Origin of the sequence: Treponema maltophilum ATCC 51939 (assembly GCF_000413055.1) — a bacterium.
GTDB lineage: Bacteria > Spirochaetota > Spirochaetia > Treponematales > Treponemataceae > Treponema_C > Treponema_C maltophilum.
Genome location: NZ_KE332518.1, coordinates 2,430,291 through 2,443,304, shown reverse-complemented (window position 1 = coordinate 2,443,304; position 13,014 = coordinate 2,430,291). Strand labels below are relative to the sequence as shown.

The window sequence follows — 13,014 nt, the reverse complement described above, 5'->3', positions numbered from 1 at the left end:
CCCTCCCTCCCGTCATATGCGGGCAAAATCCATCTTTCTCATAAGACGGTATTTTTTTAATTCTTCATTCATGCCGAGTCCCTTTTTCCCGGAAAGCCCTAGATTTTTGAGCAGAAATGCACTTTGTTTTTGTCTTTTTATATCATTTTTTATGCTGAGGATTCGGTTCATCATAGACATCCGGCATGACATGGATTATACTTTTTACAAATTATTTTAGTATACGGTTTTTTACGGGAGGTTTTATGCAAAATTATTCGGGAGAAGTCGGTTTACAATATCATGTGCAGATACGGCCGGGGGATGTGGGACGCTATGTCATTATGCCCGGCGATCCGAAGCGCTGCGGAAAAATCGCGCAGTATTTTGAAGAACCGAAGTTTATTGCCGACAGCCGCGAATACGTTACCTACACCGGTACTTTGGACGGCGAAAAAGTAAGCGTTACCTCAACCGGTATCGGCGGGCCCTCTGCGTCCATCGCGATGGAAGAACTGGTACGCTGCGGCGCCGACACTTTTATACGCATAGGAACCTGCGGCGGTATGGACTTAAACGTAAAGGGCGGCGACATCGTTATCGCTACCGGCGCAATCCGTGCCGAAGGAACCAGCAAAGAATATGCTCCGATTGAATTTCCGGCCGTCGCAAATTTGGACGTTACAAACGCGCTCATAAAGGCGGCAAAAAAACTCAACGCGGTCTATCATGCCGGCATTGTGCAGTGCAAAGACGCCTTTTACGGCCAGCACGAGCCGGAAACGAAACCCGTCAGCTACGAATTGGAACAAAAATGGCAGGCGTGGCTGCGCATGGGCTGTAAGGCATCGGAAATGGAATCGGCGGCGCTTTTTATCGTAGCCGATTATTTGCGCGTACGCTGCGGTTCGGTTTTTTCGGTTGTCGGCAATCAGGAACGGAACAAAGCCGGCATGGACAATCCGATTGTGCACGATACGGATACGGCAATCCGTGCCGCAGTGGAAGCGCTGCGCTTTTTAATCGCGCAGGATGCCGAAGAAAAAGGCAGCCGTCAGTCCATGTGAAACATGCAGGGTAAATCCGTGCATACGGGCGAATTATCGGGATTAACGTCCATAATATCGGCCATCATATCCCACCATTTGCGGACTATTTCCATGTCTTTTTGCTTATCGGGATTTGAACCGGGCTTTACCTTTTGAACGGCAAAGAGCGTCAACGTTTCTTCGTCCAAATAGATGGAATAATCGTATACGCCGGACTCGCTGATGGCTTTTTTCAGTTCCGGCCAAATGGCATCGTGGCGTTTTTTATATTCGGCTTTGCAGCCCGGCTTTAATTTCATTTTAAAAGCTTTTTCCATATTTTCCCTCACAGGATAGGTTTCCATAAAATAAGGCTGCCCCGAAAGAAAACTCATTCAAGGCAGCCTTGTCGATCGATTATTGCAACATGCTTATCGCGATTATAAGCGCTTGATCCACACGGCCATATTGCCTTTGTGGAAAGAATACGGTGCGCCTACGGAAATCAGCGTTCCGCCGGGAGCATCGGGATCGGGAATGGTTTTCATTACGCGGTCGGGATATTCGCCGTAAGCGGGTACTTTCAATTCTTTTCCGACGGCGGAATTATACGTTCCCTTGCACAAAGAATCCACGGCAACGGCGGCGGTGTAACCCAAGTCTATAACGTCCCACAGGAACATATAGGGGCATACGCTTGCAAATTCGTTGTCGCTCGGAGAAGAAGGCATATACGCTTTCATTTCCGAAGGCAATCCCAAACCGGTCAATTTTATAGCCGATTTGCTTGATTTTAATACTTCACCGGCAGCCATCATTCCGACTGTTGTGGGAGAAATGATAACGTCGACTTTGTTTTCCGAAACGAATGCGTTGGCTTGTGTCGTTGACTTTGTCAAATCGTCGTCGCCGTATTTTTTATCAAGCACGGGGTTAACTTTTCCCTTGTAAATGGGATCTTTCAGTTCGACTTCCATTGCGGCAATCCAGTTGTTTTGTACGGTCGTCGTAACACCGGCCGACAAAATACCCAAATTGATAACTTTGCCGTTATAAGATGCCAATGCGTTTGCGGCGGCTTTTTTCATGTTTCCGTCTTTCGGATACGGAACGCCGAGTTTAATACAAACGGCTGCTTGAATAAGCGCTTGGCCGACTTCCTGCTGGCTTGCAGGAATAACGTGAGCTTCACGCTGGCTTGCTTTTAATGCGGAGTCGACGGAAATTACTTTTATGCCTTTTTGCTTGGCAAGCGCAATTACTTCGTCAAACCCTTCATCGCCGTTTACGGAGATGGTTAACGATTTGATGCCCTGATTGATCAGTTCTTTAATCATTTGAACCTGCGCCGCAACCGTCGTATCGGCGGGAGATTTGTCTACGCATTTTTCTCCCATGCTGTTCATATGTGTTTGAAAGCCCTGATACATCAGCGTACCGAATGTGTTCCCGGTGCTCTTAAACATAAAAACGTGCGCGTCTTTTACCGAGCCGCCGTCTTTTGCACCGTTTGCAAACACTGCCGCGCCCAAAAGCATAAAGCACGACAAAACAACGAAAGCTTTTTTCATAGTGAAATTCCTCCTTCAAACTATGATTATATATTAATAAAGCATAAAATGCTTTTTAACGGTTTTTATGCACGCGCGCAGCGATGCGATCTCTGATCATCGGCAAGCTCACGGTAATAATAAGAATCAAGCCCGTGATGATTTTGCGCGTATTCGCTTCAACGCCGAATAAACCGAGCATATAAAATAAGAAGCCGTAAATCAGCGTTGCAATAAGAGGTCCGAAGATATTGCCCTTTCCGCCGGCCGTAGATACGCCGCCGAGCGCGCAAATGGCAATAACATCCAATTCCAATCCGGTTCCGGCGCTCGAATCGATACCGGAATACAAACCGATATAAAACAGCGAACACAGGCCCGCCATAAAGCCGGTAATAACGAACACCGCTATTTTTATTCTCGTTGTGCGAAGCCCCGAATATTCGGCGGCGACGGCATTGTTTCCCATTGCGTACACGATTCGGCCGAAGCGGGTCGCGTGCAAAAGCAAGCCGAAAACGATACCGACCAAAATAAAACTCAATAGTGAAACCGGAATGCCCGCAAGTGAATCCCACGACAAAACTTTAAGCCATTTCGGATACGTATTCAAGGACGCCGTTCCCATAATGACTTTTACAATACCGCGGAACAACATGGAAGAGGCAATCGTAACGATAACGGCGGGCAAACGCAGTTTTGCAACCAGTACGCCGTTAAAAAACCCGCACAGCATACCGGTCAGCAGTGCGCATGCAATGGCGATAAATGCATTGCCGACCGCCCCGTACACATAGCCCATCACCATGGCGGACATAAGCATTATGGATGCAACGGAAACGTCTATATCGCCCAGCAGTAAAATAAAAATCATGCCGAAGACCATCATCGCCGGAATCATGGCGGATTGCACAATCATTGCAAGCGAACCGGGTTCGAAATAAATATAGGGAATGTATACCATCATTAAAACGTTCAACAAAAGGAACACGTATACCAGTATCATTTCCCAGCTGACAAAAAAAGATGCTTTTCTTTTTAAAAGTGTACTCATTTTATATTTTCCTGCTATAAAGCGCATGCTTTTCCGCAATACGTTCGGTCAAAAGGTTGACGATAACGGCAACGATGATAATACTTCCCTGCAAAGCGTTCGTCCACAAACTCATGCCCGGAAGCATACTTAAAAAGGCGCTCACAAGCGTCATCATAATAAACGCCGTTACAACGGATTTAAAATTGCCCCGGCCGCCGGTAATGCTTACTCCGCCCAAAACACAAATAGCGATAACGTCCATTTCCATGCCGATTCCTATATTCGGCGCAAAGGATTTATAGTTTGCCGAATATAAAATACCGGCGAGACCTGCAAGGCCGCCCATTATTACATATGCGAGGATTTTTATGTTCGACGCCTTAATACCCGCGATGCGCGAAGACGTTTCGTTGCTTCCGACCGCGTACAGACGACGGCCGTATTTCGTGTAAGCAAGGAATATCGACATAAGAACGGACAAGACCAATAAAAACCATATGATATTATATAAACCGAATTGTCCGCCGGAAAGATGCGCAAAAGAGTCCGTATACTGCGAACTGGTAACCCACTTGCCGCCGGATACGAAGTAGGTGGCGCCGCGATAAATATTCATCGTTGCAAGCGTCGCAATAATCGGCTGTATATATAGTTTCCCGACGAGAACGCCGTTTATTAAACCGCACAGCAACCCGACCGCCACTCCGATTACAATAAGCAGCAAAACGGGTATTTCGGGGTGTTCGGCCATAAGCAGCGAAGTCAGCATACCGGAAAGGGCCAGCTCCGATCCTATCGACAAATCGATGCCGCCGGTTAAAATAACGGCCATCATGCCGAGTACGAGAATGCCGACAACGCTGTAGTTACGTATCGTTAAATGAATCGTTCCGAGCTGAAACAACGACGGGGTCAGAAAAACGGCCAATATAAGGAGCACGGCAATCGCGCCCAATAAGCCTATTTGCCGGTTATCAATCAGTTTTTTTATCTTCATACCGCCTCCTGCCTGTGTTGTTCATTAACGGAAGTAATGGCTGCCCGCAGTATTTTTTCCTGATCCGCTTCGCCGCGATCGAGTTCCGCCGTAACGCGGCCGTTTTTCATAACGATTATTCTGTCCGCCATTCCCAAAACTTCAGGCATTTCGGACGAAATCATAATTATCGCATAACCGGAAGCCGCAAGTTCGTTCATTATCGTATATATCGAATATTTAGCGCCGACGTCAATACCCTTTGTCGGTTCGTCCACTATTAACACTTTCAGCTTGGAGCGCAGCAGTTTGGCAAGCGCGACCTTTTGCTGGTTGCCGCCGGACAAAAAAGACGGCGCGGTTTCGACGCTGCTCGCTTTAACCGCTATTTTTTTACATAATACATCCGCGTCGGCTTTTTCTTTTGCGCGGTTAAGGAAAAGGTGCAGTTTTCGGTACTCGATTAAATTAGACAGCGTAATGTTTTGATAAATCGGCATGTCCAGCACGAGGCCCTGCAAGTGCCGATCTTCGGGCAGCAGCCCGATTCCCTGCCTTAGCGCATCTTGCGGATTGCGGCATACAATCTTTTTGCCGTTCAGCTTCATGCATCCGGAATCGGGGTGCAAAACGCCGTAAATCGCCTGCATAACTTCGGTTCTTCCCGCGCCGACAAGCCCCGTCAGCGCAACGATTTCGCCCCTGCGTACGGTAAACGAAACGTTTTTAAAGTAACCGGTTAGACCTAAGTTTTCAACTTCAAACACCGTTTCGCCGATAACGGCGGTTTTCGGCGGATACATTTGTTCCAGTTTTCGGCCGACCATGGCTTCAATAAGCTTTGCATTGGAAATCCCGTTCACCGGCCAGGTTCCTATATAACCCGAGTCGCGGAACACGGTTACCCGCGAAGCAAGACGATACATGTCTTCGAATTTATGGGTAATGAAAATAATCGAAACGCCCGAATCCCTGAGCTTTTCGACAATCCGGTACAAATCTTCGCATTCGTGCTGCGTTAACGAAGCGGTCGGCTCATCCATAATCAAAATGCGCGCATTTTTGGATAAGGCTTTCGCAATTTCAACCAACTGCTGCTTTGCGACCGACAGCGTACCCATGCGCGCTTCAACGTCGATGTCGGAACCGAGTTGGTCGAGCAGCGCCTTTGCCCGTTTGTGCATTTCCTTCCATTTATAAAAGCCGAACTTGTTTTTAAGTTCCTGTCCCATAAAAATGTTTTCGGTTACGCTCAAATCCGGAAATGCGGTAACGGTTTGATAAATAACCGCGACGCCGAGCTTTTGCGCTTCGAGCGGCGTTTTAATCACAACCGGCTTCGAATCGAAAAAGATTTCTCCTTCGTCGCATTGATAAACGCCGGTAATAACTTTAATCAAGGTCGATTTTCCCGCGCCGTTTTCGCCCATAAGCGCGTGCACTTCGCCTTCGCGTAAGTCGAAGCGGACGTTGTCGAGCGCCTTAACGCCGGGAAAAACCTTTGTGATGTTTTTTAATTCAAGGACGATTTTGTCGCTCACTTTAATTTTCTCCCTTTGACGCAAATAAAGCTTTGCGGTACTTTTCGTCGGGGCGGCTCATGATGTGGCGTACCGTCTGCACATCCAGCAAATTGATACCGCCGGCAACAATCGCGCCCAGCCGAATAAAAGCCGCTTTTTCTGCCGTAAGTGTGATGTTTTCCGCTTCGCGGGCCGAAGAGCCGAGCGCGACAAAGCCGTGGTTTTGCATATAAATACACTTCGGCACGCTGCCGTATTCGGCAATATATGTATCGATTTGTTTTTTTATTTCGCACGCAAGCGGAATTCCCGGATCGGTATACGGAATAAAAACCGAATCTTCTCCCAACAACACAATTTCGTCGGGGTACATTCGCCCCCGCAGGTTTTCCGGAAAGGTTTTGGAACAGGTAAGGCGGTTTATATTGCACGGATGCGTGTGCGCTATAAAACGCACGCCTTCATAGCTGAGGCACAGCGCATGCATTAAAGCTTCAACCGACGGCCGTTTTGTTTCTTCCGGATTTACCTTTGCCGCATTAAAAAGCTTTTTCAATTCATCTTCGCAAACGTTTTGTTTTTCCAGCAAATCCAAAACGGTTTGTTTTTTAAGCCGCACAAAACCGTCTTCGCTTATGGAACTCATTTCAAAACCGCTGGCTTTTAAATAATAAGAGCCGTCCGGCAGCAGGGCTGATGTATTCCCTTCGCCGATTATAACCAAACCGCGTTCGGGTTTTCCCAAATTCCGCGACATTTGCGTAAGTTCCCGCAAAATATCTTCATTCGTTTTTTCGGACATATTCGTATTCCCGCCTTTTATTCAAACGCGCTTTGAAGTAACTTCTTTATCGTATGCTTCAACCAGCGTACTCATTTCTCTGTCGGAAGGGATTCCGCAGCGGCGGCAATATTCGTTCCATAAAATGCTGAACGGCAGCGTTTTTGCCGCTTCAAACAAAGCCAAGCGTTCAAAATAATTGCCGCTGTCTTCGCTTTGCGTAAGCTGCCTGCGCGGCTGCAACAATGCCGCCAAAAGACCTTTTTGCGCCGAGCGGCAGCCCAGCGTCCATGCGCCGATACGGTTTATCGATCCGTCGAAAAAGTCGAGGCCGATGTGAATATCTTTCATGCGGCCGCTGTTTACGATTTCTTCGCACATAAGGCGCAGTTCGTCGTTAAAAATAACCACGTGATCCGAATCCCAGCGCATCGGGCGCGACAAGTGCAAAAAGATTTCTTTAATAAAAAGCATAATGGCCGACAATTTATCCGCAACGTTTTCCATCGGATGGAAGTGCCCCATATCGAGGGTAAGCAGTTTGCCGCGGGTTATCGCATAACCCATATAAAATTCGTGCGAACCGGCAACATAGGCTTCCGTACCGATTCCGAACACCTTGGATTCCACCGAATCTTTTAAATACGTTTCCGAAATTTTTTCGGCATATATTTCGTCCAAAGAAGCGCACAGAATTTCCCGGTATATCTTTCTGTCGGCCGGAAGGTCTTTCATGCCGTCGGCAATCCACAAATTGTGAATGCACGGATCGCCCTGTTTTTTACCGAAAAAGGCGCCGATTTCGCGGCAGCGCTTTGCGTGTTCAATCCAAAAATCGCGAATTCCCTTGTCTTTTGAACACAGCGTTAAACCTTCGGCTTTCGGATGCGAAAAAAAGGTCGAGTTAAAATCGATTTTTAAACCCTTCGACAAAGCCCAATCAAGCCAACTTTCAAAAAAAGTCGGTTCCAATGCGTCGCGGTCAACGGGCTTTTTGCCGCCGAAATCCGCATAATTCGCATGAAGGTTGATACGGTAGGTGCCGGGCACGAGCGACATAACCGTTTCTATGTCGCGGCGCAACTCGTCTATTGTGCGCGCCTTGCCCGGATAATTACCCGTTACCTGAATGCCCCCGCCGGACAATTCGCTGCCGGCTTTTTCAAAACCGCCGACATCGTCGCCCTGCCAGCAATGCAGCGATACGGGCGTTTCTTTGAGAATGTGTAAAACCTTTTCGGTATCTACGCCGTATTGCGCATATGTTTCTTTTGCATATTCATACAATTGATTTTGATTCATCTCTCCTCCTATAGGGCTGTCCAAAAACTGAAGTTTTTGGACAGTTTCCTTGATTTTATATGCGACGTTTTAAATTAAGTCATTACCGTACAAAGACTTAATTTAAAACTCGTCGGGGATGGCGAAAAAGTAACAAACTTTTGAGACATCCCCAGTGTGTTGTAAAATTCTATCATCATCCGGACATCACGCCTTGACAAAAAAATCAAAAAACAGCACAATTTCGTCAACGGTTATGTATCGACTTTTTGCCCAAAATTATTGGAAAGAAAAAAATATTCCGTTTCACCTTGAATTTCGGGACAATCAGGCGCCGTTTCCCGTGCACAGCCACGATTTTCACGAGCTCGTCTATATTTACAGCGGAAACGCAATGCATTTGACAAAATACGGAAACTACGAAATTCGGGAAGGCGATGTTTTAAGCATAAAGCCCGGGCAGTCTCACGGCTTTAAAAAAATGAACAACCTCGTTCTTATGAATATTTTTATAAAGCCGGCTTTTTTAGCGCAGGACGCCTTTCATTTAGGGAACACGGCCGGTTACGGCGCCTTGTTCGAACAGGACACAAAAACGGCGGAAAACAACCCGCCGCTGCATTTTCACCTGTCCAAAGCGCAATCGTTTGAAGCGCGTTCATTGATTGAATCCATGCGCCGCGAAACGGACGGAGCTTCCGCAGGATATGTAACGCAGGCAACCTCGTTTTTTTTGCAGCTTTTGGTTTTGTGCGTGCGCGCGTATGAAAACATCGGCCAAGCCGGCGACAATGCCTCGGTTCGCCTTGTCGATTATATTGAAAAAAATTATCTTAAAAATATAAGTTCGCGGGATTTAATGCTTGTGAGCGGTTTGTCGGCGAGCAGTATGCTGCGCACGTGCAAGCGGGTTACCGGCTGCAGTCCGGCGGAATATCAAAAAAAACTGCGCATGCTGTCGGCGATCGACGATTTGGTTCAAAGCGATAAATCCGTTACGCAAATCGCCCTCGATGCCGGATACAACGACAGCAATTATTTTTCGCGCTTGTTTAAAAAATTCGCCAACCTCACCCCGTCCGAATACCGCGCGCAAAAACGACAGGGTTAAAGCTAAATTTGAAATATGCAAAAAGAGGCCGATAAAATACGTATTTCGGGTTTTTCAAAACCCGAAATTTTCCGATATTTTCGCGCCGTATTGAATGTCGGATTTTTGAGCGCGGATAAAACAAAGTTGCCGAAAAAACCGTTTTTTAGTACATTTAGAGGAAACACGGATTTCTCCGCAAATTCATTTTAAAAAGGAGTGCTGTAATGGCAACCCATCAATTTCAAACGGAAGTAAATCAGCTTCTTAAACTCATCATTCACTCTTTATACTCGAACAAAGACATTTTTTTACGCGAAATCGTGTCGAACGCGTCGGACGCCTTGGATAAGCTCAAATATCTGACGGTCTCCAAAGACGAATACAAACAGGTTCGCTTTGATCCGCGCATCGATATTTTCTTTGACGAAAACAAAAAAACGCTCACGGTACAGGACAGCGGCATCGGTATGGACGAAAGCGACTTGAACGCCAACTTGGGAACCATCGCCCGGTCCGGCACAAAGGCCTTTTTGGAACAACTTGAAAAAGACGCTCAAAAAGATTCCGCCCTCATCGGCCAATTCGGCGTCGGCTTTTATTCGGCATTTATGGCTTCTTCCCGCATAGACGTTATCACGCGCAAAGCCGGAAAAACGGCGGACGGAAAGCTCAACCCGCTGTACCGCTGGTCGAGCACGGGAACCGAATCCTATGACTTGGAAGAAATAAAGGCCGATTCTGAAGACGCAAAACGTTACGGTTTGGATAAAGAAGATGCGCACGGAACGGTTGTCATTATGACGCTGAACGACGAAAGTTCGGAATATGCGAGCCGCTGGAAGGTTGAAGAATTGGTTAAGCGCTATTCGGACCACATTGCCTTCCCCATTTACCTTCATTACGTTCAAAAAAAATACGACGACAAGGGAAAAGAAACCGGCAGCGAAAATAAAACCGAACAGATAAACAGCGCAAGCGCTTTATGGAAGCGGCCGAAAAGCGAATTGAAAAAAGAAGATTACGATAACTTTTATAAAACGCTTTCCCACGATACGGCCGATCCGCTTATGTACGTGCACACGCACGCCGAAGGAACGCAGGAATACACGACGCTGTTTTATGTTCCCGAACGCGCGCCCTTCGATATGTACCAAGCCGACTATAAAAGCGGCGTAAAGCTGTATGTTAAACGCGTTTTCATTACCGACGACGAAAAAGAACTGCTCCCGCCTTATTTGCGTTTTGTGCGCGGAATTATCGATTCGGAAGATTTACCGTTGAACGTCAGCCGCGAAATTCTGCAGCAAAACCGCATTTTAACGGCAATAAAAACCGCGTCGGTTAAAAAGCTTTTAAGCGAATTCAAAAAACTGGCCGAAAACGCCAAAAAAGAAGCGCCGTCCGACGGCAAAGCGGCCGCGGATAAAAAGGCCGAGGCCGGAAAAGACGATAAAAAAGCGGTGGCAAAAACCGCAGCCGATATATGGAACACCTTTGTGTCGCAGTACAACCGCCCGCTCAAAGAGGGCTTGTATTCCGATTTTGCAAACCGCGACGAGCTGTGCGAAATTATCCGATTTAAAAGTACCGCACCCGAAGGAACCGGCGACAACAAGTGGACAAGCTTTGCCGATTACGTTCAGCGCATGAAAAGCGGCCAAAAAGCGATTTATTACATTACCGGCAACGACGAACAAAACCTGCGCAATTCGCCGCTTTTGGAAGCATACAAAGCGAAGGGCTTTGAAGTTCTCATCATGGCCGACGAAATCGACGACATCGTTTTCCCCTCGCTGGGTAAATATAAGGATTTCGACTTAAAAGCCGTCAACCGTGCAGGCAGCGACGAAGAACTTGGCGTCGACAAAAAAGAAGCCGAAAAAAAAGAAAAGGAATTCAAACCGGTTACCGAAAAAATAAAAAAAGCGCTCGGAGATCGCGTAAAAGACGTGCATCTTTCCAAACGCTTGTCGGATTCGCCGAGCTGCATTGTCGTAGACGAAAACGATCCCTCGCTCCAGCTTGAACGGATGATGAAAGCGATGGGTCAAGCCGGATTGGCCGACGTAAAACCGATTTTGGAAGTAAACGGCGAACATCCCCTGGTCGCGTCGCTGAAAGATTGCGAAGACGAACAGCGCATCGCCGACGTATCGGGCGTACTTTTGGACCAAGCGCTTTTGGTAAGCGGCGCGGAATTAAAAGATCCGGCGGATTTCGTTAAAAAGCTGAACCGGCTTTTAACAAAGTGAAAGTTATTTTAACGCAACGCCGGATGTCCCCAGCTTGACGGGATAGAGTTCAACATAAACGATTTTACCGTCGTAAATACCGAGTCGGGCAATTTCGCTGTCGGTTGCACCGTACATTTCCGTCATACCGTTAAACAGGAAGTTTCCGAGCGAGTAGACAATCAGGCCGTTTTTATACCATTCGGTCGGCTGCAAAACGTGCGGGTGACTTCCGAACACAACGTCGGCGCCGCTGTCGCAAAAAGATTCATACAGCGCGCGCTGGCGTTTAGTAGGCGTAAAACGGTATTCTTCTCCGCCGTGTACATTCACTACGACAAAATTACCTTTCGCTTTTTGCTCGGCTATGCTTTTTAAAAGTGTTTCGCCTTCCCATAAGATTCCCGCACGCGTTTTTGTAGCGGTGGCGGTTGTTTTTCCGTTAAAGCCGCTTTGTTCGACGGGGAAGGCTCCGCACGAAATTACCGCAACTTTTTGTCCTTTTATTTCCGTATTATAAAACTTTGCGGCTTCTTCTTCATTCAAGCCGGCTCCGGAAGTCGGAACGGAATATTCGTCAAGGGCGGCAAGCGTATCTTTAAAGCCTGATTCGCCGTAATCGTAGCAATGATTGTTTGCCTGCATAAGATAATTAAAACCGGCGTCTTTTAAAAATGGCAATACGGCTTTTTTAAACTTAAACGTATACGTTTTATTCGCTTTTGCGGAAGATTCGGTAACGACCCCTTCGAGATTGCCGATGGTAAGGTCGTTGCTTTGTAAAACGGGAAGCGTCGTTGAAAACACTTTTTTAAGCCCGTCGGGATCATTTATTAAGACATCCTGCAGTCCGCGTGCAACCATAATGTCGCCCACGCCCGCTATAAATAACGTTTTTTGATCCTCGGGACTAACAAAGGTTTTTTCGCACCATTCGGCAAGCGCTTTTGCAACCGCTTCCGAGTAGACGGTGCAAACAGCGTACGTATTGACCGTAAGAGCGTAATTTTCGTCGCCCGCGTATAAGCCGTCAACGGGAAGGGCGCGGTTTTTTTCGGGTAAAGCGGAAGGCTCGGTTATGCTCACGGACAAATTCGGATTTAAAACGGAAGCAGCTTCCGATTGCTTTTCGAATTCGGCTTTTACGGAAGGCAGCAAAACGGTTTTTTCCAGCGGATACTTTGTTATATTGTCCGCTTGCCGGTCAGACTCCAAAAGCAATATGTTTTTTTCACAGAGAACGGTTGCGGCCGTAACTTCTATTTTTCCGAAAAATCCGTTTCGTTTTGCCGTTTCGCTTAGTTTTTTAAAAGTAAAAGGAAGTTTCCGATTTTCCGTTTGTTCCGCTTTTTCCGGCAAAGGTAAAACGTATTTTTCAAAAAGCGCGTCATCGATATGCACGACATAGCGTACCGGCCGAAAAAAAGCCCGTAAAACAATAAGGGTGAATGCGGCCGCACAAAGCAGTGTTCCCAAGATAAAAAGCGTTTGCCGCTTTTTTCTTATTATTTTTTGTATTGTATTGAACATAGTTCC

General features: G+C 47.0%; 12 protein-coding genes. 3 read left to right on the top strand and 9 right to left on the bottom strand.

Going from position 1 to position 13,014, the window contains the following annotated elements; all coding sequences use genetic code 11:
- Positions 1-12: 12 nt before the first annotated feature.
- Positions 13-174, bottom strand: coding sequence for a hypothetical protein (locus HMPREF9194_RS12340; RefSeq protein WP_016526500.1), 162 nt, complete (start codon positions 172-174; stop codon positions 13-15).
- 71 nt (positions 175-245) lie between these two features.
- Between HMPREF9194_RS12340 and udp the strand changes: the two genes are divergently transcribed.
- Positions 246-1,046: a uridine phosphorylase gene (gene udp / locus HMPREF9194_RS11250; RefSeq protein ID WP_016526499.1), complete on the top strand. Its 801-nt coding sequence runs from the start codon at positions 246-248 to the stop codon at positions 1,044-1,046.
- Here the strand turns inward: udp and rhaM are convergent.
- From rhaM to HMPREF9194_RS11215, 7 genes are read right to left on the bottom strand one after another with little or no spacing between them, the layout of a single operon-like run.
- The gene (gene rhaM, locus HMPREF9194_RS11245; RefSeq protein WP_245540747.1) at positions 1,034-1,402 is read right to left on the bottom strand and encodes an L-rhamnose mutarotase; all 369 of its coding nucleotides are present in this window, start codon (positions 1,400-1,402) and stop codon (positions 1,034-1,036) included. The two genes, udp and rhaM, sit on opposite strands and share 13 nt — an antisense overlap.
- A 45-nt stretch (positions 1,403-1,447) precedes the next feature.
- Positions 1,448-2,578, bottom strand: a complete 1,131-nt coding sequence (locus tag HMPREF9194_RS11240) for a substrate-binding domain-containing protein (RefSeq protein ID WP_016526497.1) — start codon at positions 2,576-2,578, stop codon at positions 1,448-1,450.
- Between the two features lie 55 nt (positions 2,579-2,633).
- Entirely contained in the window at positions 2,634-3,611 is a 978-nt protein-coding gene (locus HMPREF9194_RS11235; protein WP_016526496.1) for an ABC transporter permease, read from the bottom strand.
- A 1-nt stretch (position 3,612) separates the two neighbouring features.
- Positions 3,613-4,590: an ABC transporter permease gene (locus HMPREF9194_RS11230; protein WP_016526495.1), complete on the bottom strand. Its 978-nt coding sequence runs from the start codon at positions 4,588-4,590 to the stop codon at positions 3,613-3,615.
- Complete coding sequence (locus tag HMPREF9194_RS11225; RefSeq protein WP_016526494.1) at positions 4,587-6,110, bottom strand: sugar ABC transporter ATP-binding protein; 1,524 nt, start codon at positions 6,108-6,110, stop codon at positions 4,587-4,589. The genes HMPREF9194_RS11230 and HMPREF9194_RS11225 overlap by 4 nt, the downstream gene beginning before the upstream one ends.
- A gap of 1 nt (position 6,111) precedes the next feature.
- Positions 6,112-6,894 (bottom strand): class II aldolase/adducin family protein, encoded by a 783-nt coding sequence (locus tag HMPREF9194_RS11220; RefSeq protein WP_016526493.1) that lies wholly within the window; start codon positions 6,892-6,894, stop codon positions 6,112-6,114.
- 21 nt (positions 6,895-6,915) lie between these two features.
- Positions 6,916-8,175, bottom strand: coding sequence for an L-rhamnose isomerase (locus HMPREF9194_RS11215; protein WP_016526492.1), 1,260 nt, complete (start codon positions 8,173-8,175; stop codon positions 6,916-6,918).
- A gap of 193 nt (positions 8,176-8,368) precedes the next feature.
- On the opposite strand from HMPREF9194_RS11215, the gene HMPREF9194_RS11210 reads away from it, so the two are divergent.
- Together HMPREF9194_RS11210 and htpG are read left to right on the top strand one after the other, a co-directional pair.
- A complete protein-coding gene (locus tag HMPREF9194_RS11210) occupies positions 8,369-9,265 on the top strand; it encodes a helix-turn-helix domain-containing protein (RefSeq protein WP_040846358.1) in 897 nt (298 codons plus the stop codon).
- A gap of 206 nt (positions 9,266-9,471) precedes the next feature.
- Positions 9,472-11,499: a molecular chaperone HtpG gene (htpG, locus tag HMPREF9194_RS11205; protein WP_016526490.1), complete on the top strand. Its 2,028-nt coding sequence runs from the start codon at positions 9,472-9,474 to the stop codon at positions 11,497-11,499.
- 3 nt (positions 11,500-11,502) lie between these two features.
- Here the strand turns inward: htpG and HMPREF9194_RS11200 are convergent, their stop codons facing one another.
- Positions 11,503-13,008 (bottom strand): CapA family protein, encoded by a 1,506-nt coding sequence (locus HMPREF9194_RS11200; RefSeq protein WP_016526489.1) that lies wholly within the window; start codon positions 13,006-13,008, stop codon positions 11,503-11,505.
- Positions 13,009-13,014 lie beyond the last annotated feature (6 nt).